At 67.3% G+C, this 23,460-nt stretch carries 27 protein-coding genes and 2 pseudogenes; 11 read left to right on the top strand and 18 right to left on the bottom strand.

Annotated features, from left to right (window positions below):
* Positions 1-12: 12 nt before the first annotated feature.
* Positions 13-675: a class I SAM-dependent methyltransferase gene (locus B8W69_RS09505; protein ID WP_085289579.1), complete on the bottom strand. Its 663-nt coding sequence runs from the start codon at positions 673-675 to the stop codon at positions 13-15.
* A gap of 124 nt (positions 676-799) precedes the next feature.
* Here B8W69_RS09505 and B8W69_RS09510 point away from each other — a divergent pair, with 124 nt between their 5' ends.
* On the top strand, positions 800-1,492 hold the full coding sequence (locus B8W69_RS09510) for a cutinase family protein (protein WP_085289580.1): 693 nt from the start codon (positions 800-802) through the stop codon (positions 1,490-1,492).
* A gap of 213 nt (positions 1,493-1,705) precedes the next feature.
* Positions 1,706-2,347: a carboxymuconolactone decarboxylase family protein gene (locus B8W69_RS09515; RefSeq protein ID WP_085289581.1), complete on the top strand. Its 642-nt coding sequence runs from the start codon at positions 1,706-1,708 to the stop codon at positions 2,345-2,347.
* 398 nt (positions 2,348-2,745) lie between these two features.
* Here the strand turns inward: B8W69_RS09515 and B8W69_RS30280 are convergent, their stop codons facing one another.
* Complete coding sequence (locus B8W69_RS30280) at positions 2,746-2,949, bottom strand: hypothetical protein (RefSeq protein WP_133057986.1); 204 nt, start codon at positions 2,947-2,949, stop codon at positions 2,746-2,748.
* Positions 2,950-3,207: 258 nt separating this feature from the next.
* Here B8W69_RS30280 and B8W69_RS09520 point away from each other — a divergent pair, with 258 nt between their 5' ends.
* Positions 3,208-4,056: a glycoside hydrolase family 16 protein gene (locus B8W69_RS09520; protein ID WP_085289582.1), complete on the top strand. Its 849-nt coding sequence runs from the start codon at positions 3,208-3,210 to the stop codon at positions 4,054-4,056.
* Between the two features lie 10 nt (positions 4,057-4,066).
* Here the strand turns inward: B8W69_RS09520 and B8W69_RS09525 are convergent, their stop codons facing one another.
* Positions 4,067-4,909: a class I SAM-dependent methyltransferase gene (locus tag B8W69_RS09525; RefSeq protein ID WP_085289583.1), complete on the bottom strand. Its 843-nt coding sequence runs from the start codon at positions 4,907-4,909 to the stop codon at positions 4,067-4,069.
* Between the two features lie 30 nt (positions 4,910-4,939).
* Positions 4,940-5,602: a hypothetical protein gene (locus B8W69_RS09530; RefSeq protein WP_085289584.1), complete on the bottom strand. Its 663-nt coding sequence runs from the start codon at positions 5,600-5,602 to the stop codon at positions 4,940-4,942.
* 184 nt (positions 5,603-5,786) lie between these two features.
* On the opposite strand from B8W69_RS09530, the gene B8W69_RS09535 reads away from it, so the two are divergent.
* The gene (locus B8W69_RS09535; RefSeq protein ID WP_085289585.1) at positions 5,787-6,041 is read left to right on the top strand and encodes a hypothetical protein; all 255 of its coding nucleotides are present in this window, start codon (positions 5,787-5,789) and stop codon (positions 6,039-6,041) included.
* Positions 6,042-6,113: 72 nt separating this feature from the next.
* On the opposite strand, the gene B8W69_RS09540 is transcribed toward B8W69_RS09535, so the two are convergent.
* The 3 genes from B8W69_RS09540 to B8W69_RS09550 all read right to left on the bottom strand — a co-directional run bounded on the left by B8W69_RS09540 (position 6,114) and on the right by B8W69_RS09550 (position 8,536).
* Entirely contained in the window at positions 6,114-7,568 is a 1,455-nt protein-coding gene (locus tag B8W69_RS09540; RefSeq protein ID WP_085289586.1) for an aldehyde dehydrogenase family protein, read from the bottom strand.
* Positions 7,569-7,671: 103 nt separating this feature from the next.
* Positions 7,672-8,082 (bottom strand): VOC family protein, encoded by a 411-nt coding sequence (locus B8W69_RS09545; protein ID WP_085289587.1) that lies wholly within the window; start codon positions 8,080-8,082, stop codon positions 7,672-7,674.
* 4 nt (positions 8,083-8,086) lie between these two features.
* Positions 8,087-8,536: a helix-turn-helix transcriptional regulator gene (locus B8W69_RS09550; RefSeq protein ID WP_085289588.1), complete on the bottom strand. Its 450-nt coding sequence runs from the start codon at positions 8,534-8,536 to the stop codon at positions 8,087-8,089.
* 89 nt (positions 8,537-8,625) lie between these two features.
* Between B8W69_RS09550 and B8W69_RS09555 the strand changes: the two genes are divergently transcribed.
* A complete protein-coding gene (locus B8W69_RS09555) occupies positions 8,626-9,447 on the top strand; it encodes an alpha/beta fold hydrolase (protein WP_165762582.1) in 822 nt (273 codons plus the stop codon).
* A gap of 13 nt (positions 9,448-9,460) precedes the next feature.
* Here the strand turns inward: B8W69_RS09555 and B8W69_RS09560 are convergent, their stop codons facing one another.
* Both B8W69_RS09560 and B8W69_RS09565 read right to left on the bottom strand, forming a co-directional pair.
* Positions 9,461-10,363, bottom strand: coding sequence for an NAD-dependent epimerase/dehydratase family protein (locus B8W69_RS09560; protein WP_085289590.1), 903 nt, complete (start codon positions 10,361-10,363; stop codon positions 9,461-9,463).
* Between the two features lie 102 nt (positions 10,364-10,465).
* Positions 10,466-11,650, bottom strand: a complete 1,185-nt coding sequence (locus tag B8W69_RS09565) for an acyl-CoA dehydrogenase family protein (protein WP_085289591.1) — start codon at positions 11,648-11,650, stop codon at positions 10,466-10,468.
* 76 nt (positions 11,651-11,726) lie between these two features.
* On the opposite strand from B8W69_RS09565, the gene B8W69_RS09570 reads away from it, so the two are divergent.
* On the top strand, positions 11,727-12,107 hold the full coding sequence (locus B8W69_RS09570; protein WP_085289727.1) for an NYN domain-containing protein: 381 nt from the start codon (positions 11,727-11,729) through the stop codon (positions 12,105-12,107).
* A pseudogene (locus B8W69_RS09575) lies at positions 12,104-12,385 on the top strand (nitronate monooxygenase); the annotation flags it as partial. The gene B8W69_RS09570 and the pseudogene B8W69_RS09575, both read left to right, overlap by 4 nt.
* Before the next feature lie 32 nt (positions 12,386-12,417).
* Here B8W69_RS09575 and tpx read toward each other — a convergent pair.
* The gene (tpx, locus tag B8W69_RS09580; protein WP_085289592.1) at positions 12,418-12,912 is read right to left on the bottom strand and encodes a thiol peroxidase; all 495 of its coding nucleotides are present in this window, start codon (positions 12,910-12,912) and stop codon (positions 12,418-12,420) included.
* Between the two features lie 110 nt (positions 12,913-13,022).
* Here tpx and B8W69_RS09585 point away from each other — a divergent pair.
* Positions 13,023-13,972, top strand: a pseudogene (locus B8W69_RS09585) (GlxA family transcriptional regulator).
* A 19-nt stretch (positions 13,973-13,991) separates the two neighbouring features.
* The gene (locus tag B8W69_RS09590) at positions 13,992-14,735 is read left to right on the top strand and encodes a DJ-1/PfpI family protein (protein WP_085289593.1); all 744 of its coding nucleotides are present in this window, start codon (positions 13,992-13,994) and stop codon (positions 14,733-14,735) included.
* Between the two features lie 65 nt (positions 14,736-14,800).
* On the opposite strand, the gene B8W69_RS09595 is transcribed toward B8W69_RS09590, so the two are convergent.
* On the bottom strand, positions 14,801-15,277 hold the full coding sequence (locus tag B8W69_RS09595; RefSeq protein WP_085289594.1) for a nuclear transport factor 2 family protein: 477 nt from the start codon (positions 15,275-15,277) through the stop codon (positions 14,801-14,803).
* A gap of 58 nt (positions 15,278-15,335) precedes the next feature.
* On the opposite strand from B8W69_RS09595, the gene B8W69_RS09600 reads away from it, so the two are divergent.
* Positions 15,336-16,106, top strand: coding sequence for an SDR family oxidoreductase (locus B8W69_RS09600; protein WP_085289595.1), 771 nt, complete (start codon positions 15,336-15,338; stop codon positions 16,104-16,106).
* 9 nt (positions 16,107-16,115) lie between these two features.
* On the opposite strand, the gene B8W69_RS09605 is transcribed toward B8W69_RS09600, so the two are convergent.
* The 3 genes from B8W69_RS09605 to B8W69_RS09615 all read right to left on the bottom strand — a co-directional run bounded on the left by B8W69_RS09605 (position 16,116) and on the right by B8W69_RS09615 (position 19,976).
* A complete protein-coding gene (locus B8W69_RS09605) occupies positions 16,116-16,793 on the bottom strand; it encodes a hypothetical protein (RefSeq protein ID WP_085289596.1) in 678 nt (225 codons plus the stop codon).
* 36 nt (positions 16,794-16,829) lie between these two features.
* Entirely contained in the window at positions 16,830-18,062 is a 1,233-nt protein-coding gene (locus tag B8W69_RS09610) for a serine hydrolase domain-containing protein (protein WP_085289597.1), read from the bottom strand.
* Positions 18,063-18,128: 66 nt separating this feature from the next.
* Positions 18,129-19,976, bottom strand: coding sequence for a fatty acyl-AMP ligase (locus B8W69_RS09615; protein WP_085289598.1), 1,848 nt, complete (start codon positions 19,974-19,976; stop codon positions 18,129-18,131).
* A gap of 209 nt (positions 19,977-20,185) precedes the next feature.
* Here B8W69_RS09615 and B8W69_RS09620 point away from each other — a divergent pair, with 209 nt between their 5' ends.
* Positions 20,186-20,653, top strand: a complete 468-nt coding sequence (locus B8W69_RS09620) for an SRPBCC family protein (RefSeq protein ID WP_085289599.1) — start codon at positions 20,186-20,188, stop codon at positions 20,651-20,653.
* Positions 20,654-20,709: 56 nt separating this feature from the next.
* Here the strand turns inward: B8W69_RS09620 and B8W69_RS09625 are convergent, their stop codons facing one another.
* The 4 genes from B8W69_RS09625 to B8W69_RS09640 all read right to left on the bottom strand — a co-directional run bounded on the left by B8W69_RS09625 (position 20,710) and on the right by B8W69_RS09640 (position 23,341).
* Positions 20,710-21,090 carry a hypothetical protein gene (locus B8W69_RS09625; protein ID WP_085289600.1) on the bottom strand — a complete coding sequence of 127 codons (381 nt, stop codon included), beginning with the start codon at positions 21,088-21,090 and terminating at the stop codon, positions 20,710-20,712.
* 164 nt (positions 21,091-21,254) lie between these two features.
* Complete coding sequence (locus B8W69_RS09630) at positions 21,255-22,418, bottom strand: LLM class flavin-dependent oxidoreductase (protein WP_085289601.1); 1,164 nt, start codon at positions 22,416-22,418, stop codon at positions 21,255-21,257.
* Between the two features lie 172 nt (positions 22,419-22,590).
* On the bottom strand, positions 22,591-22,971 hold the full coding sequence (locus B8W69_RS30565; RefSeq protein WP_165762583.1) for a hypothetical protein: 381 nt from the start codon (positions 22,969-22,971) through the stop codon (positions 22,591-22,593).
* Positions 22,972-23,122: 151 nt separating this feature from the next.
* Positions 23,123-23,341, bottom strand: coding sequence for a hypothetical protein (locus B8W69_RS09640; RefSeq protein WP_085289603.1), 219 nt, complete (start codon positions 23,339-23,341; stop codon positions 23,123-23,125).
* Positions 23,342-23,460 lie beyond the last annotated feature (119 nt).

Here is a 23,460-nt window from a genome sequence, read left to right on the forward strand (position 1 = left end):
CCCGCTGCTCCGCTAGAGGCGCTCCCCCGGCTCACCACTGACACGTTCGAGCAGCCGCAACGATCCGGTGGCCGAGACCTCCCGGAACTGTCCGGAATCGAGTGCGCGACAGTAGATGTAATACGGTGGCCGTCCGCCGTCCTTCGGGTCGGGGAACACGTCGTGGATGACCAGTGCCCCACCGGTGTCGACCCACCTGGCCCAGCCGTCGAAGTCCTGGTTCGCGGCGGCCTCGCTGTGGCCGCCGTCGATGAAGAGAAACTGCAGCGGCGTGCGCCAGGCCCGCGCCACCAGCGGTGACTTGCCGATGATCGCGACGACGTGGTCGTCCAACCGGGCGGTATCGAGCGCACGACGAAACGTCGGCAGCGTGTCGAACAGGCCCGTGACCTCATCCACCATCGACGCGTCGTGATAATCCCAGCCGGCCTGGTGCTCCTCGGAACCGTGATGGTGGTCGACGGTGTAGACCACGCCACCGGTCTGTTGCGCCGCCGCACCCAGCAACAGCGTGGATTTACCGCAGTACGTGCCGATCTCGACGCCGATGCCGCCGCCGAGATACCGCAGCGCGGCCTCGTACAGCGCGCGGCCCTCGTCGGCCGGCATGAAACCTTGCACCCGTTCGGCCAGGGCGAACAAGCGCTTGGGCGCACGCGCGTCGACGTGACTCATCAGCTGAACCTATCGTCTCGATCGGCGCCGCCGACACCGTGGTCGTTGTTCGCACTGAGCGATCACCCGCGATCTGTATCCCGGCTGCCCAGCGGACCGAGCGGGTTCGCTCTACGATCATCGTGTGCGCGCCTTGCTTAGCCGTGAATTTGCTGGTGTTGGCTTTGCCGCGGTCACGGCCGCGGTGGCCCTGATGTTGCCCGCCGCGGTGCTGCCGCCCGGGACGCCGGGGGCGGCACCGCCGGCCGCGGCCGCGAACTGCCCGCCGGTGCAGATCGTGTTCGCCCGCGGCCGTTACGAATCACCCGGGCCGGGCGTGCTGGGCAATGCGTTCATCAGCGACGTGCGCAGCAAGGTGAACCGGACCGTCGGCGCATACGCCGTGCAGTACCCGGCCGACACCGAGGTCGCCCAGGGCGCCAACGACATGAGCCATCACATCCAGGACATGGTCAACAACTGCCCCGACACCCGGCTGGTGCTGGGCGGCTACTCGCTGGGCGCAGCGGTCACCGACGTCGTGCTGGCGGCGCCCATCAGCGCGTTCGGTTTCGACAGCCCGCTACCGCCCGGCGTCGATCAGCACATCGCCGCCGTCGCCTTGTTCGGCAACGGGAGCCAATGGGTGGGTCCGATCACCAACTTCAACCCGACCTACAACGACCGGACCATCGAGTTGTGCCACGGCGCCGATCCCGTCTGCAGCCCGGCCGACCCGAACACCTGGAAGGAAAACTGGCCACAGCACCTCGCGGGCGCCTACATCGACGCGGGCATGGCCAACCAGGCCGCCGACTTCGTCGCCGGCAAGCTCTGACCCGGGTCGCGAACGGCGCCCTCTCTCCCGACCACTAGGCAAGGGTCAACTCCGCAAGCTAGTGGATTCGCGCGTCGATCAATGGTCTGGCATGCCAATGGGGATGCGGGCCGGCAGGCGTCCGAAGACCTCGATCCCCGCAGTCGCAGAACCTAGGATCGAGAGCAATCTGCGGTAATTCCAGATTTCTGCCGCCAGCTGAGAGGAGACGCAATGCCGCGTCTTAATCCCATCCCGCGGGGTGAAGTCAGCGACGAATTCACGCTGAAGATGTACGGCTTCATGTTCGGCGATCGTGATCCAGTTGCCGAGCCGGGCGCCGTCGGCGGCACACCCGGCAACTGGTGGACAGTGATGGCACAGTCCCCTCCCGCGCTGCGCCATGCGGTGCGCGGCTTCCGCCTCTACCGCGAAGAGGTCTCCATCCGCGCCGATCGGCGCGAGCTGGGCCAGATCCGGGCGGGCTGGGTGGTCGGCAGCCAGTTTGTCTTCTCGCAGCACTGCAAGGCGTGCCGGTCGGCGGGACTGTCCGAGGAGAAGATTGCGGCCATACCGTCTTGGCAGACCGCCGAGTGTTTCGACCAGACCGAGCGGCTGTTGCTGGCGTACGCGGATTGCCTGGCGGGACAGCATGGCCGAGTGCCAGAGCGGTTGTTCACTCAGTTGCGTGAGGCCTTCACCGACACCGAGATCCTCGAGTTCACCTACACCACGACCATGTACGTGATGCACGCGATCATGTCTCGGGCACTGCGGCTGGAGTTCGACGACGTCGACGACCCGGTCGTCGAGGTTGACGATCCGACGGGCGGCGGTGTGCTCGATATCGGCGCCGCGACCTCCGGGCGTGACTGACGTGACGCGTTAAGCGGTTTCTCGACGGCGTTGAGTGGGGGCGTCCACTTCGTGCCTGCGCAGGTTCGCACAGCCGAGGATAGCGCCGGTTCGATTAGACCGACGGCGGTGTGCCAGAAAAACTCTCCGCCGAAATGATCGACCGCACGGAGTACAAACGCGGCGGCAAAGGCGATTGCTGCGGTTAGCGAACGGGGCGTGGTCACCGCACCCCGGGCCGTAGATCATTGGCAGTTCCCAACTAATGAATACTACAAACGGTAGTAGTATTGGGACGCCTTAAATACCTCAACTATGACTTGAGAGTTTCGGCTGAGCCTGCCGGATTGCTGTTTGCTCCGAAGCCTGCTTTTGAGGGCCCCGGATGCGAACGGGTTCACGCCAATTGAATGGCGAAATCAGGCGGGAGTGTTGCCGCTGGAGTACAGCTTGAAGTTGCGGACCATCGGAACCGCCGGGTTGCCAGCTGCGGCGCGCTGGCGGGCGCGGAAGGACGGATGACGGCGCATTGCTTCATTGCGTTCGCGTTCGCGACGTTGAGCGGCGGCCCATGCCGGATGGGACTGAAGGAATATAACCGTGCCTTCTTCTGTATTCGCCACGATCGTCACTCCTCTCACTACCACCCGCAAAAGCTACAACAGTGTGGTTATCGGATCGTGATTCCAGAATGCCCGCCGAATCCTGAGACCAAACCACCCGTCAAGGTGAGAATTGGCCGTGAATTCGCGAACGTAATCCGTTGCCACTGCTGTGCTGTCGTCCGTGCTGGTACGACCGCGATCAGAACCATAGCGACGGGCACCGACAGAATTGCCGTTTGAGCCTCATGCGCGGTTGGCTGCTAGGGTCCTTTGCTTATGCCGGAGATCGATCGCCGCCGCATGATTCTGACAACCGGGATCGGCGTGCTGGCAGCCACGCTGCCGGTCCCGAAAGCCTGGGCCTACCCGCCCCGGCAGGACGAACCTGCCGGTCGGATACCGCCGCCCGCGGCGCCCAGCGGCCAATCCGGGAGCTACATTTTCTCGGACGAATTCGATGGTCCGGCCGGCTCCGCCCCCGACGCGTCGAAATGGGCGATCGCCAAAGCCCGCGAGACGATCAAGGACCCGACCTACTGGGAGCTGCCCGAGCACATCGGACAGTACCGCGACGATCGCCGCAACGTGTTCGTCGACGGCAATTCCAATCTGGTGCTGCGCGCCGCCAAGGACGGCCCCACCTACTACAGCGGCAAGGTGCAAAGCCTGTGGCGCGGCGGCGTCGGCCACACCTGGGAAGCCCGGATCAAACTGAACTGCCTGACTCCCGGCGCCTGGCCCGCGTACTGGCTCGGCAATGACGATCAGGGCGAGATCGACGTCATGGAGTGGTACGGCAACGGCAAATGGCCGTCGGCCACGACCGTGCACGCCAAGGCCAACGGCGGCGAATGGAAGACGCACAACATCGCGGTGGACAGCGCCTGGCATACCTGGCGCACGCAGTGGGACGAGGCGGGCATTCGGTTCTGGAGGGACTACACCGACGGCGCTGCGCCCTACTTCGACGTGCCGGCGAGCTCGCTGCCGGACTGGCCGTTCAACGGGGCGGGCTACACGGTCTATCCGGTGTTCAACCTGGCAGTGGCCGGATCGGGCGGCGAAGACCCGGGCCCCGGCAGCTACCCCGCCGACATGCTCATCGACTGGATACGCGTCTGGTAGGCGACAAATCTCAGTGCGTCAGCAGCGCGACCGCGGTCGTGGGCCTGCCGCCCGGACGGCGCAAATCCGTTCGCAGCCAGGCAAGCGGACGCATCCATATCGGTAAGCGGCCGAACCGTTTGGCAGCCACCAGCAGCGATTCCGCTTCGACCGCTCGCCAGCCGAGGTCTTCGAAGAAGGCCAGCCCGTTTTCGGGCGCGAACTTGAAGGGTGCGTTCTCCGAAATCCCGGCGACATTCTTGTTGATCCGGTCCTTCAGGCCGGGAAAGGCGAAATCGATCATCCACCAGGCGACCTGGGGTCGCTTGATCGCACCCGAAAGGGCCGCGATGTCGGAGGCCTCCAGATACATCGACAGTCCCTCGGTCAGCACGAAGGCCTTCGCCGCGCCGTCCAGCGCTTCGCTGAAGAAGCGGTCTCGGGCGTGCGGGTCGGCGAGGTCAACCGCCGTGCGGTTGAGGCGGCAGCGCGGGGCCTGATCAGCAAGTACTTGCGTCTTTTCGGCGAGCAGCTTGGGCAGGTCGGCCTCGATCCAGGTGAGATCCGGCGGGAGGTCGAGGCGATAGGGCCGGGTGTCCAGGCCGGCGGCCAGGTTCAGAACGCGGTCACAGCCCTGCGCGAGTGCGTCGGCGATGGCATCGTCGATGAGCTTGGTCCGTGCGACAAGCCACCAACCGCTGCGATCCGTCCATGGAACTCCTGCCACGATCGCGCGACCCTGTTCGCCGGCGAGGCGTGCCGCGAGGTGGTCGTTGAACAGCGCATCGGGGCGGGCCGATTCGGTCGCCCGGTGCAGCGCCGTCCACCGGGCCGTATCGGAAACATGGGTGATGGTGTGCGCTGGACCAGACATACGTTGCGTTATAGCAGTACCGTCTGCGCCCTACTGACCAGCCCTGCCTCCGGCGAACCAGGCCTCGGTCACGGTGCGGGTCGCAGGCGGAGGGAGGACGGCGTCCGGTGCGCCGAGGCGACCGACCTTGACGGTCCACGCCGGCGATGAGCGATCGATGCAGGATCCGGCCCCCTGGCTGGGCAGCCACAGCACGGCTAGGTCGCTGCCGCATCCGTAGACGCCGGTGTACCCGTCGGCTCGTCCACCCCACGCACCGCCGTTGCGCAGCAGGCAGCGGGTGCCGTCGTCGAGGGTGAGCGCGAACGGATCCGGGGTGGCGGTCGCGCGCACGGGCGGAAGATGACCGTCGAACATCACCCGGTGCATCTGCATGTCCCACGGATTATCCACGCACAGAAGCGATCCCGGCGTCGACGGCCAGCAGGTGCCGGCTCCGGCCGCACTCGGCGAACAGTAGTAGACGTCGTCGGCAACCGCCGACGGCGACGGTTCCGAGCAGTCGCCGGCCTGCGCGACGTTGCCCGGCCCCGATGCCACCTTGTACCCGTTGATCGCTTCGCCGCTGGGGCCGACGGCCATCACGGTAATCACCTGGGTGGCCGGCGGATCCGCGCCCGCGGGTCCGGCCGTCGAGGTCGCCATCACCAGCAAGGCGATCCAGACCGGCGCCATGCGGGTCACCACGTTCATCGAGCCAACCCTTCTCCCCTTTGTGCAGAGTAGAGCGCACGCGAGGCCGGCGGCCCGAATTGGCCGGGTCCGTTGCCGGCGGCCGGGTGGGACGCGTGATTGGGATCGGTAGCCGCGGGACGGGTCTGTACTTACCGCAACGGCGCCGCCACGGAGGCGGCGCCCCACGAAAGGAAGACAGCAAATGAACATCGTCCCGACCAGCATCCAAGAGCAGATCAACCGTGTCGATCGCCAACGAAGCCTCTACATCGGGATCAGCACCGGCCTGCTCGCGATCTGGAGCGTTTACCGGCTGATCTGGATGCTTTATCTCGGAATGACTTTCGGCTGGTTCTTCGGCGCGATGGCATTCCAGGTGGTGCTGTGGGGTGTGATCGGGACCGCCGCCGCGGTGGCCTCCGTCGGGTTCCTCAGGCGCTACAACAAGGGATCTTGACTCGCCTGACGGCCGTCGGAGAAGTCCCGGACCTGGTTGGGGTCCGGGACTTTCCGTTGTGAGACAACAGGTTTAGAGCTGAGCCCAGACCGACTTCGTCTTCAGGTAGATCTCGAGGCCCTCTTTTCCGAACTCGTGACCCCAGCCGGACTGCTTGTATCCGCCGAACGGCACATCGTGGTCGAAGACCAACTGGCAGTTGACCTGAACACTGCCGGCCTGCAGCCGCCTCATGATGCGGTGGGCCCGGCCCAGGTTCTCCGTCCAGGCGGTGGCCGCCAGGCCATAGGTGGTGTCGTTGGCCAGGGCCACGGCCTCGTCCTCGTCCTCGAACGGCAGGATGGTGACCACCGGCCCGAAGATCTCCTGCTGGTACAGCCGCATGCTGGTGTCGACATTGGTGAGCACCGTCGGGTGCACGAAGTAGCCCTTGCGGTCCAGGCGGTGCCCCCCGGTGACCACCTCGACGCCGTCCTTCTTGCCCTCGTCGATGAAGCCCATGACGCGGTTCAGCTGCTTCTCACTGATCAGCGGGCCGCTGACGCAGCCCTCCTCGCTGGGGGCGCCCAGCTTGAATGAATTCGCCATCATCGCAATGCCTTCCACGACCCGGTCGTAGACGCCGCGCTGGGCGAAGATGCGCGACCCGCACACGCAGCCCTGGCCGGAGTGCACGAAGATGCCCAGCGAAGCCATCATGATGGCGTTGTCCAGGTTGGCGTCGTCGAAGATCAGCACCGGCGATTTGCCGCCGAGTTCGAGCGTGACCTTCTTCAGGTTGTCGGCCGACGCCCGCACAATCTCCTTGCCGACCTCGGTCGAGCCGGTGAAGGCGACCTTCTGGACATCGGGGTGCGCGGTGATCGCGGCGCCCGCGGTGTGGCCGTAACCGGTCAACAGGTTGACGACCCCGTCGGGCACGCCGGCCTCGTGGATGAGCCTGTCCAACAGCAGCGCCGACAGCGGCGTCTCCTCGGCCGGCTTGACCAGCAGGCTGCCGCCCGCGGCCAGGGCCGGAGCCAGCTTCGCGCTGGCGTTGAAGATCGGGCCGTTCCACGGGAAGATCAGGCCCACCACGCTGTACGGCTCTTTGAGCGTGTAGGCGTGCATGTTGACGTAGTTGTCGGTGGCGATGCCGTCGGTCTTCACGTCGTACGCGACCCCGTTGATCTTCGAACACCAACCGGCGTAGTAGCGGAAGAACTCCGAACAGGTCGACATCTGCAACTGGGCCTGCATCAGCGGCATGCCGGTGTTGAGCGAGTCGAGTTGGGCGAACTCCTCGGCGTGCTCGTCGATCAGTTCGCCGATCCGCCACAGGATCTTGGCCCGCTCGCGGCCCGGAAGGTCCGCCCAGACCCCCGACTCGAAGGTCGCCTTCGCCTTCGCCGCGGCGTCGTTGACCGCTTCTTGGCCGCAGTCGGTGAATTCGGTGATTGTCTCCTCGGTCGCGGGATCGATGACCGAGATGACGTCACCCGTTCCGGGGCGCTTGCGAATGTCGTCCAATACCGCCTGCACCGTCATCTGATCCCTTTCGTACCGCCAGTCGTGGCGCCCCGGCGCCCCATGCGCTCAGTGCTGAGCACTTGCTTAGCATTGTGCGCACGGCTGGTCAAGCTCCATGGGCTCAGCGCAGTTGTTGGATGCGAATGAGATTTCCCGCGGGATCGCGGACGGCGCAGTCGCGCAGCCCGTACGGCTGGTCGGTGGGCTCCTGGACGATGTCGACGTCGCCGGCCTGCAGCCGTTCGAAGGTGCCGTCGAGGTCCTTGGTGGCCAGCAGCAGTGTGGCGTAGCTGCCCTTGGCCATCATCTCGGCGATGGTGCGGCGCTCATCGTCGGTGATGCCCGGGTTGGCGGCGGGCGGGTTCAAGACGATAGACGTATCCGGCTGGTTCGGCGGGCCGACCGTGATCCAGCGCATCGTGCCCTTGCCGACGTCGAGGCGAACCTCGAACCCCAGGACGTCGCGATAGAAGGCGAGCGATGCTTCCGGGTCCTGGTGGGGAAGGAAGCTCGAGTGAATGGTGATGTTCATGCGGTCAGGCTAGGTGCGGCCCGACGGCGGATGCTTCTCGATTCCTGATCGGTCTCGTCACCTGTTTGGCCACGCAGGGTGGCATACCGGCCAGCGCACCGGCCGCTCGGCGCCGGTACGCGCTGGGCGACACACCGACCAGTTCGGTGAATCGGGTGCTGAAGGTGCCCAGGGACGAGCACCCGACCGCGAAGCACACCTCGGTGACGCTCAGATCGCCGCGGCGCAGCAGCGCCATCGCTCGCTCGATGCGCCGAGTCATCAAGTAGGAGTACGGCGATTCGCCGTAGGCGCGCCGGAATTCGCGGCTGAGGTGGCCGGCGGACATGTGCACCCCGCGCGCGAGCGCTTCGACGTCCAGCGGCTGCGTGTAGTCACGGTCGATGCGGTCGCGGACACGGCGCAACAGGACCAGCGTGCGCAGGCGCTGGGCCGCGTCTTGTCCGTTGGTCACCCGGTGATGTTGTCATGTTCGTCCGCAGTTGCCCAGCATCGTCGAGCTCCCCTTGCGCCAGCCGTGCAGGAGCGTACTGTCCCCGAAGCATGGGCGATGAGATCGCTTTCGTCGAAGCGAACGGACTGAGATTCGCCTATATCGAACAGGGCTCCGGGCCGCTCGTGCTCATGCTGCACGGTTTCCCCGACACGGCGCATACCTGGGATGACCTTCGCGCACGCGTTGCCGCCGAGGGCTACCGTGCGGTCAGCCCTTACATGCGCGGATACCACCCCAGCGCGATCCCGGCATCCGACGCTGACCAGGAGACTCTGGCGCGCGACACGCTGGCACTCATCGAAGCTCTCGGCGCCCGCGACGCCGTCATCATCGGGCACGACTGGGGAGCCGCCGCCGCATACGGTGCAGCGGCCCTGGCCCCTGACCGGGTGCAAAAGCTGTTCGTCATCGGCATTCCGCACCCTGCCACGCTCAAGCCGACACTGAAGAAGCTGTGGGGCGTCCGCCACTTTGCGGCATACAAGTTGCCGGGAGCGCCGGAGCGCTTCGCGCGCAACGACTTCGCGGCGCTGCCGGCGATTTATCGACGGTGGTCTCCGACGTGGAATCCCGATCCGCAAGAATTCGACGCGGTCCGCGCGAGCTTCTCCAACCCGGAAAGCTTGAACGCGGCGTTTGGCTACTATCGAAAGCTTTCCCCCAAGCCCAGCGCATCACTGGCGGCGCGAATCGCGGTGCCGGTGGTTGCTTTCGCGGGGTTGGACGATCCGGTCGCCGAGCCGTCGGACTATCGGCGCGCCGCGCGGATGTTCGACAACGAGTACATCGTCGAGGAGGTCGGAGGCGGACATTTCATGCATCGGGAGTATCCCGAGTCGTTCGCCGAACGCGTCCCGACTCACCTGTGAGAGAGACGGCCCCCTAGACGCAGACGAGCTCGGGGTGGAACCTGGCCGCCATGCGACGGATTCCGTCGCGCCAGTCGACCGAGGTGCCGCCGATGAGTTCGTGCATCCGATCGATGGTGGTGGGATTGCCGCGCAGCGCTTGGTCGCTCACCTCGAAGGTCGGCTCCCTGCCGACGAGCGAGCCGAGGTACTCGCACCACTCCTGCAGGCTGACCGTCTGGTCGCCGCACCAGTTGACCGTGGTCGCCGGGACCGACGCGACCTCGAGCAGCTTGGGGATGGTCGCGATGATGTCGTCCTCGTGAATGGGGTTGTAGCGGGCGGGTTCACCGGGTGGAACGGGAATCGGGATGCCGCCCAACATCATCTCCATGTGGTAGAACGGCCATCCGCCGTTGTCACCGTAGGGGACGTTGAGCCGGGCGATCGTGGTGGGCACGCCGACGACGCGCGCCACCGACCGGGCGACCACTTCCCCGGCGATCTTGGAGATGGAATAGGTGGGGAACAACGGCTTGTGGTTGTCGCCCAGGGCGGACCGCTCGCTGCGGGGGGCGTCGTCCGGCGGGTCGTACACGGCGGCCGACGAGCAGTGCAGGAAGGCCGTCGCGTTGCGGCAGTGGGCCATCAGCAGGCCGACCGACTCCGCGTTGGCCGCCAGGTCCTTGTCCCAGCTTCCGCTCTTCGCCACCGCCAAGTTCAGGACATAGTCGAAATCTGTTGGCAGAGCGGTGAAGTCACCGGCCGCTAGATTCACCTTTTCGCAGCGAATCCCGGCCTTCTCGAGGCCTTCGCGCGCGGCGGGGTCGGTGAATCGGGCGATTCCCCAAACCTCGTTGTCGGCGGCAAGCGCCCGGGCGATGGGGGTGGCGATCTGACCGGTCGGACCGGTGATCAGGATTTTTGAGCCGCGCATGCGCTGAATGGTAGCGAGGAGCCCGCGCAGTACCTAGATTCGGCGCCTCATCAATTGGCGCGTGGCGTTACCGGATCGGTTGACCGGATCGGAGTCGGCGACTTACAAGCCGGGCTGGTCGTCGATGATGCCCAGCCAGATCTGGGCGACGTCGATGGCGACCTTCTCGCTGATGAAGGCGTGCTGCGTCCCGGTGTAGATGTCCCGGAAGGCGCGCTCCAGCCGGCTGCCCTCCCGGATCGAGCTGGTCCCGGCGACCAGGTGGGCCCATTCCGCGCAGCCGCGGGCCGTGTCGGTGGCGTAGACCGCGGCCACCCGCATGTCGGCGCGAAGCGCCGGTGTCAGGTCCTGCCCGGACGCCACCGCCGCCTCGGCGGTGGTGAACGCGTCGAGCACCAGCAGGCGGGCCGCACGCCAGGCCGCGCGGTGATGCGCCAGCCCCTTCTGGAAGGTGGGTCGGCTGGCCAGTGCCGCCATGTCACTCATCCGGAATTTCGTCGCGGCCAACTCCTGGACGTCGTCCAGCATGCTCTTGGCCACGCCCAGCGCCCACGAGGCGTGCCCGGCGGCGGTCACGGGCATCAGCCCCATCCGGGTGGCCGGCGAGGTTCCCCGGCAGGGCCGCCGCACGAACAGTTCGAACGTGCGACTCTGGGGTACGAACAACTCCTGCGCGCTGTAGTCGTAGGAGCCGGTCCCCTTCAGCCCTTGCACGAACCAGCCGTCGTTGAAACTGATCTCCTCCCGCGGAATCACCGCGACCCGCATCTCCGGGAAACCCTCACTGATCCAGCGCATCTCGCCGTTGTCCATCGGCAGGAACCCGGCCGCGACGTATTGCGCGTGACCGGTGCCCGAACCGAAGTTCCACGCGCCGGTCACCCGGTAGCCGCCGTCGACGGCGGCGCCTTGCCCGTTGGGAAAGAACTGGCCACCCACAGTGACCCGGTTGTCGTGCGCGGTAAACACTTCGGCGAAACCCTCGTCGGGCAGGTAGGCCGCCGCGGCGAAGGACGATGGCAGGTTGGCGATCCCGACCCAGCCGAATGACCCGTCCTGCCAAGCCATTTCGATCCAGGTTTCGATCATCTCGGTGAACGACGGCTCGACACCGCCGGCCACGACCGGGTTGAACGCCGACATCAACCCGCTGGCCCACATCGCGTCGACGATCGCCGGGGTGAGGGTTCGCGCCCGCTCGGATTCGGCGGCTTCGGCGCGCACCAGGTCCCGCATACCGCGGGCCAGCGCGAGCACCCGGTCTTCGGCGTCGGCGATCGAGGTCATGAGGGTGACCGTATCAACCACAGATGGCTTCCCGAACGAAAATCAATCGGTCGCGCCGGGTCGTACGCTGTGGGTTGTGCGCTGGATCGTCGACGGCATGAATGTGATCGGAAGTCGTCCCGATGGCTGGTGGAAAGACCGCAACGGTGCCATGGTCACATTGGTGGAAAGCCTGGATCGGTGGGCGTCGGGTCGAGGAGAAACGGTGACAGTGGTTTTCGAACGACCGCCACCGACGACCATCACGTCATCGGTGGTCGAGATTGCGTACGCGCCCAGGGCGGCCGCGAATTCGGCCGACGACGAGATCGTCCGCCTGGTCGCGGCCGACGCTGCGCCGCACGACATTCGCGTCGTGACGTCCGACCGAGCGTTGACCGAGCGAGTGCGAAGTCTCGGCGCATCGGTCCACCGGTCGGAGGGCTTCCGCGACCTGATCGATCCGCGGGACCGATGACCACCGGCGGCCCGAGTCCCGCGCCCAACCGGGTCTGCGCGCTCGCACACATCGACATCCCCATCATCCAGGCGCCGATGACCTACATCGTGGGCGCCCAGTTGGCCGCCGCGGTATCCAATGCCGGCGCCCTTGGCATCATCGAGACCACCTCGGGCCAGGGCCGCGCCGACCTGCGACGGGTGCGCGAGCTGACCGGCGGTGCCGTCGGCGCGAACATCGCGTTGCTGTTCAACCGCGACCCGGCGATGCTGGATCTGCTCGTCGCCGCCGACATCATCAGCGAGATGTGGCGAGGCGGGCGCGGAGGTCAGCCCGCCGCCGCCAGCGCCGCGTCGTAGTTGGGCTCCTGCGCGATTTCGGGCACCAGCTCGGTGTAGGCGACGTTGCCGTCGGCGCCGATCACCACGATGGCCCGGGCCAGCAATCCGGCCATCGGACCGTCGGTGATGGTGACCCCGTAGTCCTCACCGAAGCTGTCGCGGAACGCCGAACCGCTCTTGACGTTCTCGATGCCCTCGGCTCCACAGAATCGCGCCTGAGCGAACGGCAGGTCCTTCGAGACGTTCACCACGGTCGCCCCGCCCCCGGCGGCGCGCTCGTTGAAGGTCCGCACGCTGGCGGCGCACACCGGCGTGTCGATGGACGGAAAGATGTTGAGCACCAAGGGCTTACCGCCGAATTGCTCGCTGCTCACCGCGGCCAGATCGCCGCCGACCAGACTGAAGGCCGGGGCTTTGGATCCGACGGCAGGCAGCTCGCCGACAGTGTTGATCGGGTTTCCACGCAACGTTATCTGTGCCATGGGCAACAGTCTGCCAAGGCCGCCGTGGCCGCCGTGGGGCAGGTCCCATGTCCTAATCAGTGGGATACATGGCATAGACGACAGACCCCGGTGTGCCCAACACTGAATCCATGCCTTGCAAGGTGGTCATCGCCGGTTTTCCCGGCGTGCAGGCGCTCGACGTGGTGGGCCCGTATGACGTGTTCACCGGCGCATCGCTGTTGACGGGCGGCGGCTACGACGTCGCGATGGCCTCGGTCGGTGGTCAACCGGTGCAGACGGCCACCGGGCTGGCGTTTGTGGCGACCCCGTTACCGGATCCGGGCGACCCGATCGACACGGTCGTTCTCCCGGGCGGGGCCGGCGTCGACGCCGCCCGGTCCGACGGCGACCTGGTCGCCTGGATCAAGACCGTCGCCACCCATGCGCGCCGGATAGTCACGGTGTGCACCGGTGCGTTCCTCGCCGCCGAGGCGGGCCTGCTGGACGGGCACCGGGTGACCACCCATTGGGCCTTCGCCGAGCGGTTGGCGAGTGAATTCCCGGCCATCGACGTCGATGCCGACCCGATCTTCGTGCGAAGCTCGGACACCCTATGGACCGCCGCCGGCGTCACCGCGGGCATCGACCTCACGCTCGCGCTGATCGAAGACGACCACGGCACCGAACTCGCGCAGACGGTCGCCCGCTGGCTCGTGCTGTATCTGCGCCGGCCGGGCGGCCAGACGCAGTTCGCCGCGCCGGTGTGGATGCCGCGGGCCAGACGGGACTCGATCCGCGAGGTGCAGGAGACGATCGAGGCCGAGCCGGGCCGTCCGCACAGCGTCGACGAGCTGGCTCGCCGCGCCGCGATGAGTCCGCGGCACTTCACCCGGGTGTTCACCGCCGAAATCGGTGAGGCGCCCGGCCAATACGTCGAGCGCATCCGCACCGAGGCCGCACGACGGCAGTTGGAGGAGACCGACGACACCGTCGTCGCGATCGCCGCTCGGTGCGGCTTTGGCACGGCGGAAACCATGCGACGCAATTTCCTTCGTCGCGTAGGCATTCGCCCGACCAATACCGCAAGGCCTTCGCCTAACATCGAAAGGACGACTCTGATGACTCAAATCGCCATCGTGGCCTATCCGGGATTCACCGCGCTGGACATGATCGGTCCCTACGAGGTGCTGCGCAACCTGCCGGGCGCCGAGGTGCGCTTCGTGTGGCACGAAGCCGGGCCGATCACCGCCGACTCCGGGGTGCTGGTCATCGGCGCCACCCACTCGCTGGCCGAAACCCCCTCCCCCGACGTGCTTCTCGTTCCCGGGGGCCCGTCGACACCGGTTCACGCCCGTGACGACGCGCTGCTCGACTGGCTGCGCCAGGCCCACCACAGCGCGAGCTGGACGACGTCGGTGTGCTCGGGGTCGGTGATTCTGGCGGCCGCCGGCCTGCTGGACGGCCGACGCGCGACGTCGCATTGGCTGACGGTCCCCGCGCTGAAGGCATTCGGCGCGGTTCCGGTGGCCGACGAACGGATCGTCCACCAGGATGACATCGTCACCAGTGCGGGCGTGTCCGCCGGGCTCGACCTCGCGCTGTGGCTGGCCGGCCAGATCGGTGGCGAATCCCGCGCTAAGGCAATCCAGCTCGCGCTCGAATACGACCCGCAGCCGCCGTTCGACTCGGGTCACATGTCGAAGGCGTCGGCGACCACGAAGGCCGCCGCGACCGCGCTGCTGTCCCGCGACAGCGTGAAGCCTGCCAACGTCAAAGCCACCACCCTGCTCGCCTGGGAGCAGGCGCTGGGGAAGGTCCGGTCGCGGCGCCGCGGGCGGGCGGTCGCGTCGGGCACGGCGTAGGTGAGTCAGAAAAAAGCCAGCGCCGGTGATAGCGCTTCGCGCGCAAGGACTATCGCTCCCCGACGCTAGGCGCCGGGCTGCAGGATCTCGGTGGTGGCGAGCTGGCCGCCGGCCTGCATCCACGCCGCAACGACGCCGGGCGCGTCCCGGTCGGGGTTGTAAATGTCTTCCTCGCTGGAGAAGAGCCCGTCGCCGGCGTACACCAGCCGGGTCCAGTTCGGAAACCAGAACGGTTCACCGTTCGGATCGGTCGGGTGATCCAGCAGGTTCTTGATCATGACGACGACGGCGTCGTTGTCCTCGTCGTGAGCGACCCAGTCATTGGGAAAACGCATGTGCGGGAACGGCGCCATCACCGCGACGATCCAGTCGCGGACCGCCTCGCGCCCGTGAAACACGCCGTAGTGATGCTCGGTGTAGACGACGTCGTCGGTGAAGAGGTCCGCAAACGGCCGCCAATCGCCCGAAGCGCTGCACCCTTCGACGACTTTGGTGTAGTTATCGACGGCTTTGTCGATTTCTGCCCTGGTGAATTTGCCCATAGCGGACACACTAGAACGTGTTCCGGTTTTGGGTCGCTCGTATGGATGGGGATCGCGGATGAACTTGATGGACTTGTTCGACCTGCGCGGCAAGAGGGCGTTGGTCACCGGGGCGTCCAGCGGCATCGGCAGGAAAGTGGCCCAGGCCTACCTGCAGGCCGGCGCGGACGTGGCCGTCGCGGCGCGGAGTGTCGAGGCGCTGGAACGCATCGCCGGCGAGCTGGCGGCGGACGGTGACGGCAAGGTGGTGCCGATCCGATGCGACGTGACCCGGCCGGACCAGGTGACCGGCATGGTGGACCGGGTGATCGCGGAGCTGGGCGGCATCGACATCGCGGTCTGCAACGCAGGCGTCATCGACGTCGTCCCGATCCTGGACATGTCGCCCGAGGAATTCCAGCGCATCCAGGACACCAATGTCACCGGTGTCTTCCTGACCGCGCAGGCGGCGGCCCGGGCGATGGTGGCCCAAGGGCGCGGCGGCGTCATCATCACCACGGCCTCGATGTCGGGCAGCATCATCAACGTCCCACAACAGGTCGGCCACTACTGCGCCTCCAAGGCGGCCGTCATCCACCTGACCAAAGCCATGGCGGTCGAATTCGCGCCGCACAACATTCGGGTCAACAGCGTCAGCCCCGGTTACATCCTCACCGAGCTCGTCGAGCCGTTGACGGAGTACCACCGCCTGTGGGAGCCGAAAATTCCGCTCGGGCGCATCGGCCGTCCCGAAGAGCTCACCGGTCTCTACGTCTACCTGGCCAGCGAGGCCTCCAGCTACATGACCGGTTCGGACGTCGTGATCGACGGCGGCTACACCTGCCCCTAGCCCGGCCGGCTATCGCTCCAGCTCGCCGGATATTCCGCGTTCGAGGTTCGCCTGTGTCGCCGACGGCAGCACCAGCAGGCCGTCGAGTTCGTTGCGGGCCACGTCATAGGCGCGCTGGCGTTCGTGCGACGCCGCAGCGGGGTCGGCCGCGACCCGTAACAGGTTCTGCGCCCGCGCAATTCGCTGCTGAGCCGCCCGGGAGAAATCGTTGCGGCGCCTGCGGATCGCTTCGGCCTCGGCGGCGTTGAACGCGGTGACGTAGTCCTCGACGGCGGCCATGTATCGCGCGGCGCCGTCGCGGTCGTCGAGCAGATCCTCGGCCTTGATGGGACGCAGGAAGTCGGCCCGCAGCTTGGCTTTGTGGAACGCGATCGTGTTTGCGTCGCGCATGTCGGTCATCAGGGGGAAGTCCAGCAGCTTGGCAACGTCGAGCTCGTACTCGAGCCAGCGCGCGTCGGTTCGGCCGTGCTCATCGAGAACGCGGCGGATCGAGCGCCACTGGGCCGCCTGATTCACGCCGGCCCCATCCGCGGCGGGCGCCTCGGGTAGTGGTGTCCGGTCGATTTCCCGCGACCGTTCGTCGGTGCGCCGGCGGTAGGCGCCGTATGCACGCACCGCGGCGACGATCGCGCCCGTCAGCGGCAGGATCAAGATCAACAGCTCCGCCAACCGGAATATCAAGCCCACCTGGCCAGGATGCCACCCGCGACGGCCGGCATTCGGTCAACTCTGCGGGCGGGCCCCGAGCACATCGCGAAACAATGCCTGTCGCAACGCGAGTTCACGCGGATCACTCCACAGGTGAAACCCGAGCCGGTTCATGACATAAGCGAACCCGATGCCGGTATCCGGGTCGGCGCACCCGAAGGATCCCCCGAACCCCGGCGTGCCGAAGGCCCTGTCGGACGAGCCGAACACGAACTGCGGCACCGGCTTACAGAACCCCAGCGAATACGCCACGTCGATGTGCATCACCTTGTCACGCACGCCGTGGCTCGGCGGAACGGCCGGTGCCATCAGCGCCCCGAGGGTGTCCGGGCTCAGCGGAACCTCGGCACCGCCGCGCGCCGCGCTGCCGTACATGCGCGCCACCGACCGGGCGGTGCCGATTCCGTTGGCCGACGGGATCTCGACGGCCCGGACGTCGTCGCGGTTGTAGTCCCCGTCGAACGGGTTGACGCCGCGCGGGACCGCGATGGTGCGCGCCGTCAGGCCGACCGGGTTCAGCGACGCGCCCACAAAGCCAGCGGGCATGACGCCCAGATGCAGCATCGTTTCCGCGCGCGCCCAATTGTGAATATGGGCGACCCGCGCGCGGTCGACCGAGGCGGGCAGGCCGATGTGCAGGTCGAGTCCCGCCGGCGCGACGATCTCGTCGGCCAGAAACCGGCCCAGCGTGCGCCCGGCCGGGTCTGTCCGGCGAATCAACTCGGACTCGTACCAGCCGAGCGTGATCGCGTGATAGCCGTGCCGGGTGCCCGGCCGCCACGCCGGCACCTGGGCCGCCAGGATCGGCGACAACCGTTGCGGATCGGCTACGTCGGCCAGCGTCGGCTTCGGCTTGAGCGCGCAGACTCCGGCCTGATGCGCCAGGAGCTGGCGGACGGTGACGTCACCCTTGCCGGCCTGCGCGAATTCCGGCCAGTAGTCGGCGACCTTGGCATCGTAGGAGAGGAGTCCGCGCGAGGCCCCCACCGCCACGACCAGGGCGGCGACGCCCTTGGTCGTGGAGAACATGTTCACCATCGTGTCGGCCTGCCACGGATCCTTGGTCAGCCCGTTGCGGTAGCCGCCCCACAGGTCGACCATCTTGACGCCGTCGCGGTAGACGGCGACGGCCGCACCGACTTCGGCGCCGTCGCGGAAGGTCGCACGAAAAGCGTCGGCGACCTTGCCGTAGCCGGCCTCCACGTCGCCGCCGATCAAATCCGGCGACACCCTCAACTTGAGAACCATCTCGCGCCTCCGAGTGGAGACTATCCAGCCCGGTTGACGCGCAGGCCCTTTTGAGGGTTCGCCCGGTTAGCGGACGCCCAGGATGCCGTCGAGGTACTCCGCCCGGCAGGCCCTGCGGGCCAGCTTGCCGCTGGTGGTGCGTGGGATGGCGCCGGCCGGCAGGAGACGCACGTCCGAGACGGTCAGGCCGTGCCGCTGCGCGAGCGCCGCGCGGATCGCCTCGATCGCCGGTTGCGGATCCTCACGGCTGGTGCCCGCGGCGCGTTCGGCGATCACGACGAGCCGCGCGGCATCGGGGTCGTCGCCGTCCGGCGCGGAAAACGCCGTCACGTATCCGCGCCGGACGATTTCCGACGCTTCGGCGACGGTGGCCTCGATGTGTTGCGGGTAGTGGTCGCGGCCGTCGATTGTCACCAGGTCCGCGATCCGACCGGTCACGTACAGCTCGCCGTCCAGGTACACCCCCAGGTCGCCGGTGCGCAGCCAGGAGCGGTCCGGATCGGCGCCGTCGGCGTGGCTGCCCGCGGCGAGCCGGGATCGCAGCTCGGCACCGAACGCCCGCCGCGTCTCGTCCGGCAGGCCCCAGTAGCCGCGCCCGACGTTGTTGCCCTGCAACCAGATTTCGCCCACCTCGCCGTCCGGCAATTCGGATCCGCCGGCGGGGTCGACGATGACAGCCCATTCGCTGCGCGCGACCTGGCCGCACGACACCTGCGCGACGGCGTTGGGATCATCCGCGTCGACGCGCACCGCGTGTCCCGCGCCCAGCCGTTCTGAGTCCAGGTACACCGCCGTCGCCTCGGCGGCGGGGGCGATGGTCGCGACGAACAACGTGGCCTCGGCGATGCCGTAGGACGGCTTGAACGCGGTCCGCGGCAACCCGTACGGCGCGAACGCCGTGTTGAAGGTCCTGATCGAATCGATGCTGACGGGTTCGGAGCCGATGATCATCACGACGTTGCGCAGGTCGATGTCCGCACCGCGGCCGGGCAGGCCGCGCTGCGCGGCCCAGTCGTAGGCGAAATTCGGTGCGGCGGTGACGACATTGCCCTGCCGCGACCCGTCGGACAGGGCCTGGATCCATCGCTCGGGCCGGCGGACGAACGCGGTGGGAGACATCAGCGTGGAGTGGCCGCCGTAAACGGCCGGGAAGCCGATCATCGACAAACCCATGTCGTGGTAGAGCGGTAACCAGCTGACGCCGTGGGTGTTTCGGTCCAGCAGGTCGATCGACAGGATCATCTGCACCAGGTTGGTGCCCACCGCCCGATGGGTGATCTCGACGCCGACCGGCGGCCGGGTCGAGCCCGACGTGTACTGCAGGTGCGAGACGTCGTCCATGCCGAGCTCGGTGGGCACGAACGACTCCCCCGCCGAATCGGGTATCTGGTCGATGGCGATCACCCGCGGCCGGCGCAAGTGCGGGTGGCCGGCCAGAAACTTCTCCACCGCCTCTCGGGCGGGTGCCGTCGTGAGTACGACGGTGGGCTCGGAATCGCGCAGCGCGGTATCAAGCCGTTCGGCGTGCCCGGGCAGTTCCGGAGCGAACAGCGGCACCGCGATGGTTCCGGCCTTGACCGCCGCGTAAAAGCCCGCGACGTAGTCGATGCCCTGCGGCGCGAGGACCGCAACGCGCTCACCATGACCGGCCACTTGCTGGATCCGTGCGCCGATGGCCTCCAGCCGGACGCCGAACCGGCTCCACGTCACCTCTTCGGCCTCGCCGTCGACCGAACGGCTGTAGTCGAGGTAGCGATACGCCACGGTGTCACCGACGTTCGCGATGTTGCGGTCGATGAGCGAGATCAGGTTGACCCAGGGCGGCAGCGCGACCCGGCCGGCCGCGTCCAGGCAGTCCTCGATCCGAAGTAGGCCACCGGCACGTGGGCCGTCCTGCCGGGAACCGCGATCCATTACTGCAGTCTAGGCAAGGCGATGCGACGGTCCGCCTGCGGTGAATCGGCAAACATCAAGAGCGGCCGGCGCATTCGCCGATCCCGGCGGGTCTTCGATAACCGGGCTGACAGCGGCGATCCACCCGATCCGGTGGGCGCCCGGCGTGGGCGGTAGCCTACCGGCGAGCGGCGTCCAGGGCCGTCCGTTTGCTACCACCAGGAGATGTCATGCCGGGCCGGAACTTTTCCTTCGAAATCACCCGAACCAGCAGCGCGCCCCCCGCGACGGTGTTCCGGCTGGTAGCCGACGGCGCCAACTGGTCGCAGTGGGCGAAGCCGATTGTCATGCACTCGAGTTGGGCTCGCCAGGGTGATCCCGCGCCGGGCGGCGTCGGGGCCATCCGCAAGGTGGGCATGTGGCCGGTCTACGTGCAGGAGGAGACGGTCGAGTACGAGCCCGACCGTCGCCACGCCTACAAGCTGGTGGGCCCGGCCACCCCGGCCAAGGACTACGCCGGCGAGGTGGTCCTCACGCCGAATGCGTCGGGCGGGACCGACATCCGCTGGACCGGCTCGTTCACCGAAGGCGTTCGCGGGACGGGCCCGCTGATGCGCGCCGCGATGGGCGGAGCGGTCCGGTTTTTCGCGGGCCGGCTGGTGAAGGCGGCCGATCGCGAATCCACCGGCGGCCGCTAGGTTCTCGCATGGCGCGTGACGGCCGCGCACAGCGGCCGCCACGCTTGGATCACGATTTACGGGTTGTTGAACTGGTTCTCGTAGGTCTGTTGCTGCTGCATGTCCTGATTGAACTGCTGCTGGGCCTGCTCGTTTTGCTCTTCGGCCTGTTGCATGGACTGCTGCAGCTGCTGCTGATTCAGCTGCTGTTGCAACTGGGCCTGGTCGTCGCCGTCATCGGCCGCGAGGCTGCCGCCGGTGAGACCCGGCGGCGCCTGGGGAAAGGCCATGTCCGTCAGGCGCACCGATCCAGGTCCCAGCGTGGTTCCGGGAGTCTGGGGCTGCGCCGCGTCATAGAGGGCCAGGACGGCCAGCGTCGCGGCGCCCGCGAGAGTGAGGCGCAGTAGTCGCCGGCGGCATCCGCCGGCGATCGTGGGGCGAGGGGTGTTGGTGGTCATCCTCCAGGTATGCGCCGCGTCCTTAGCCGCCCCCTGAGACCCGCCTGTCGCCTGGATATGAAGCTGCGCGATGGCCGCCGGGCCCGGCCGTCGTCGGAAGCCACGCCGCAGCCCGGCGAAATACACGGGCCGCGAAGGGAATTCACGTGGGCGGATGCGCAGCGCTACTTCGCGTCGACCTCGTCCTGATACTTCTTAGTCATGTGCGCCACGGCATCCAACTGCGACTGCGCGAGGTTCTCCCGGGCCTGGCCGGCGCGCGCGGCGGCGTCCAGCGTCGGCTGCGCCTGCCCCTGGAAGTGCGGCATCACCTCGGCGGCGAACAACTCGGCTGACCGCCGGGTGGCGGCCGGGTTGGCCCACTCGTGGCCCATCTGGAGCATGCAGCCGAAACCGCCGGACTGATCCCACAACCGCTGCACCTGTTCACGCGCCCGCTCAGGCGTGCCGATGACGCCCGCCCCGTTCTCGTTGATGACGTCGATCATTTCGTCGAGCTGCTCGCCGGGCATCGTCATCTGCGGGAACGCGGCCACCTTCTGGAAGTACCGGAACCACGGCTCGATGCCGAACTTGACCTCTTCACGGGCCTGCTTCTCGGTCTCGGCGAGGTGGAACAACCCGACCAGGCTCCAGTTCTTGCGGTCTACCTGCATGCCGAAGGCGGCGGCGCGCTCCTCGACGATGCCCCAGTGGTAGGACAGCGCATTGAAACCCTCGACCGTCAGGGTCGCCCCGATGGACAGCAGGCCGATGCCGTGCTTGCCGGCCAGTCGCGCACCCGTCGGCGACGCGACCGCGGCGACGGACAGCGGAATCCCGCCGTCGGAGTAGGGGGCAAGCTGCAGCTTGGCATCGAAGAGTTGGTGGGTTGCGGTCTTGGCGCTGACCGTCTCCCCCGCCAGCAATCGCGCGACGATGTCGAGGTTGGTTTCCAGTAGCTCTCGGGTGTCGGTAGGGGTGAGTCCGATCATCGACGAGTCGCTGGGCAGCGAGCCGGGCCCCACGCCGCCGATGATGCGGCCGTGTGTCAGGTGATCCAGCAGCATCAGCCGATCCGCGACCCAGAGCGGGTTGTGATACGACAACGAGATGACCCCGGTGCCGAACCGGATCCGCTTTGCCCGTTCGGCGGCGGCTGCGATGAAAATCTCTGGGGAGCTGATGATTTCGCTGCCTGCCGAGTGGTGTTCGCCCAACCACACTTCGTCGAAGCCGAGGGCGTCGAGGTGCTCGACGAACGCCAGATCTCGCTGCAGGGCCAGCGTCGGGTTGGTGCCCGCGCGGTGGAACGGGGCGATGAAATATCCGAACCTGAGCTTCGACATTGAAGTCCCCTTGCATCCGAGTTGCGGAGAACCATAACCCGGATCGTGGGCTCGCCCTAGGCCTCTGAGATAGGGTTCAGCCGATGGGGCCAGGTAGTCCCGGCCCCACCGGCTAGGGAAACAAGTCTTTCGTGGTGCGTTTCAGCGCCGGCTCAACGCGGCGGCTCGGCGATCAGTAGCCGCCGCAGACGTTGCCGACGCAACCGCCACCGCCGCCCGGACCGCCGCCGCCACCGCCGACGCCGGGGATGCTGCCGCCGCCTCCGCCGGGACCGCCGCCACCGGTCGGGCCGCCGGGAATGCTGCCGCCGCCTCCGCCGGGACCGCCGCCACCGGTCGGGCCGCCCGGCACGCTACCGCCGCCGCCATTGGGTCCGCCGCCGCCGTTCGGGCCGCCGGGCGCAGTGGTGGGCGCAACGCTGGACGACGGGGTGGTCGTCGGGGTGGTGGTGCTGCTCGGGCCGCCTTTATGACCGCCGCCGCAGGCGACCGACAGCACGAGCATCGCCGCACCGCCGAACAGCGCGACCGTCGTCCTCGGTCCAGATCTCATCAGATCCCCCATCTCCGCTTGCGCCACTTCGCCCCGCCCACTTTTTCTTACCCCCGGGCGCGGCCGCGCAAACAAATTTCGGCGCCGAGATTGCGCGAGACGAAGATGGCCCATCACTCCGGTGTGATGGGCCATCGCGAACGGTGAACGGCTAGCAATTGGCTCCTGGGATGCAACCGGCGAGCGTGGCGATGTGCAAGCCCGACGCCGGTGCGCCGGGCAGCGGCGTCGCGACGTTGGCCGACGGATACGCCGGTGCAGTCGTTGCGCTGCCCGCCGGGCTAACATCCGCAGCACCGAATTCGACGGTCAACACAACCGCTGCCGCACCACCGGACACTACGATCGCCTTCTTGATCGGGGTCCTCATCAGGCGCTCCCCTCAGTTACGGCGCGTTTGTTAAATCTGAGCGCATGTTTGTTACAAGCTAAATCCTACACTTGTGCAACTGTTGGCGAGGTAAATTTTTGGCGTCGCACGTGGGGCGA

It is taken from the genome of Mycolicibacterium vulneris, assembly GCF_002104765.1.
In the GTDB taxonomy this organism is placed as follows: Bacteria; Actinomycetota; Actinomycetes; order Mycobacteriales; family Mycobacteriaceae; genus Mycobacterium; species Mycobacterium vulneris.

What these genes read in the sequence shown, in the direction of transcription:
- tpx (WP_085289592.1), bottom strand. Translation starts at nt 12,912, where the DNA reads ATGGCACAGATAACGTTGCGTGGAAACCCGATCAACACTGTCGGCGAG.
- B8W69_RS09545 (WP_085289587.1), bottom strand. Translation starts at nt 8,082, where the DNA reads ATGAACATCACCATTCACTCGAGCTTCCTTCCCCACCAGGACCCGGAA.
- B8W69_RS09520 (WP_085289582.1), top strand. Translation starts at nt 3,208, where the DNA reads ATGCCGGAGATCGATCGCCGCCGCATGATTCTGACAACCGGGATCGGC.
- B8W69_RS09525 (WP_085289583.1), bottom strand. Translation starts at nt 4,909, where the DNA reads ATGTCTGGTCCAGCGCACACCATCACCCATGTTTCCGATACGGCCCGG.
- B8W69_RS09610 (WP_085289597.1), bottom strand. Translation starts at nt 18,062, where the DNA reads ATGGTTCTCAAGTTGAGGGTGTCGCCGGATTTGATCGGCGGCGACGTG.
- B8W69_RS09640 (WP_085289603.1), bottom strand. Translation starts at nt 23,341, where the DNA reads ATGAGGACCCCGATCAAGAAGGCGATCGTAGTGTCCGGTGGTGCGGCA.
- B8W69_RS09590 (WP_085289593.1), top strand. Translation starts at nt 13,992, where the DNA reads ATGACTCAAATCGCCATCGTGGCCTATCCGGGATTCACCGCGCTGGAC.
- B8W69_RS09595 (WP_085289594.1), bottom strand. Translation starts at nt 15,277, where the DNA reads ATGGGCAAATTCACCAGGGCAGAAATCGACAAAGCCGTCGATAACTAC.
- B8W69_RS09620 (WP_085289599.1), top strand. Translation starts at nt 20,186, where the DNA reads ATGCCGGGCCGGAACTTTTCCTTCGAAATCACCCGAACCAGCAGCGCG.
- B8W69_RS09630 (WP_085289601.1), bottom strand. Translation starts at nt 22,418, where the DNA reads ATGTCGAAGCTCAGGTTCGGATATTTCATCGCCCCGTTCCACCGCGCG.
- B8W69_RS09535 (WP_085289585.1), top strand. Translation starts at nt 5,787, where the DNA reads ATGAACATCGTCCCGACCAGCATCCAAGAGCAGATCAACCGTGTCGAT.
- B8W69_RS09555 (WP_165762582.1), top strand. Translation starts at nt 8,626, where the DNA reads ATGGGCGATGAGATCGCTTTCGTCGAAGCGAACGGACTGAGATTCGCC.
- B8W69_RS30565 (WP_165762583.1), bottom strand. Translation starts at nt 22,971, where the DNA reads ATGAGATCTGGACCGAGGACGACGGTCGCGCTGTTCGGCGGTGCGGCG.
- B8W69_RS09515 (WP_085289581.1), top strand. Translation starts at nt 1,706, where the DNA reads ATGCCGCGTCTTAATCCCATCCCGCGGGGTGAAGTCAGCGACGAATTC.
- B8W69_RS09540 (WP_085289586.1), bottom strand. Translation starts at nt 7,568, where the DNA reads ATGACGGTGCAGGCGGTATTGGACGACATTCGCAAGCGCCCCGGAACG.
- B8W69_RS09530 (WP_085289584.1), bottom strand. Translation starts at nt 5,602, where the DNA reads ATGAACGTGGTGACCCGCATGGCGCCGGTCTGGATCGCCTTGCTGGTG.
- B8W69_RS09560 (WP_085289590.1), bottom strand. Translation starts at nt 10,363, where the DNA reads ATGCGCGGCTCAAAAATCCTGATCACCGGTCCGACCGGTCAGATCGCC.
- B8W69_RS09505 (WP_085289579.1), bottom strand. Translation starts at nt 675, where the DNA reads ATGAGTCACGTCGACGCGCGTGCGCCCAAGCGCTTGTTCGCCCTGGCC.
- B8W69_RS09565 (WP_085289591.1), bottom strand. Translation starts at nt 11,650, where the DNA reads ATGACCTCGATCGCCGACGCCGAAGACCGGGTGCTCGCGCTGGCCCGC.
- B8W69_RS09615 (WP_085289598.1), bottom strand. Translation starts at nt 19,976, where the DNA reads ATGGATCGCGGTTCCCGGCAGGACGGCCCACGTGCCGGTGGCCTACTT.
- B8W69_RS09600 (WP_085289595.1), top strand. Translation starts at nt 15,336, where the DNA reads ATGAACTTGATGGACTTGTTCGACCTGCGCGGCAAGAGGGCGTTGGTC.
- B8W69_RS09625 (WP_085289600.1), bottom strand. Translation starts at nt 21,090, where the DNA reads ATGACCACCAACACCCCTCGCCCCACGATCGCCGGCGGATGCCGCCGG.